General features: G+C 38.9%; 1 protein-coding gene. It reads right to left on the bottom strand.

Annotated features, from left to right (window positions below):
• On the bottom strand, window positions 1–817 hold an 817-nt coding region (locus DPN68_RS13055), incomplete at both ends, for a GTP-binding protein (protein ID WP_239987145.1).

Here is an 817-nt window from a genome sequence, read left to right as displayed (position 1 = left end):
GTTTATGGAAAAGGACAAAGACGGGTCTTCAATCCACAATGTATTCAGAGCGGATATCACCTTGCTTCTCTCTTCGGGCTTATTTGGCCGGACGGAGGATTTGAGAGCGGGATGCTGATGAGATAATCCTTGAATCAAACAAGGTTTAGCACCTAAATAATCTCCGATTCGAAAATCTTCTATATCTTCTACAATCGCGATATCATTGGCACCCACTTCATCAACATTTATCTCTCTGCCCTGATAAATAGTCTTTAGATTTTTAATCTTGATGAATTTTTCCGAATCGTTGATTCTTACAACGTCTCGAAGTCTCAGACTTCCGTCAATTATTTTAAGAAAACTTCTTTTATGCCCTTTGGGGTCATGCTCTATCTTATAGAGATAAGCTGAAAGTCTGTTTGAGACTGATGCCGGAGGAAGTATAAAAGAAGAAATGGCGTCCAACAACTCATTGATACCGATATTGAACATTGCTGATCCATGTAGCACCGGATAGACTTTGGCTTTTGCCACAAGAGCGATTATCGTATTCCAATAATCAGCCGGTGAAATTTCGCTATCCGCCAAATATCGTTCTAATATATCGTCGTCATGGTTGCATACAAATTCTTTGTATTCTTCCTTTATATATGTTTGGGAGCAAACCGGATAAACCGATCCATCGACAACAGTTTGCATAAACAGGACATCTTGCGACAGATTTGTTTTTATATCCATATACAAACGCTCCAAATTCACACCGGCACGGTCAATCTTATTGATAAATATAATTGTCGGGATTTGCAGCTTTTGTAAAGTACTGAACAGCAACTTT

This window comes from Flavobacterium tibetense (genome assembly GCF_003293845.1).
Taxonomy (GTDB): Bacteria; Bacteroidota; Bacteroidia; order Flavobacteriales; family Flavobacteriaceae; genus Flavobacterium; species Flavobacterium tibetense.
Note: the sequence above shows the minus strand (reverse complement) of the source record. Positions and strands in the feature narration are given on the sequence as shown.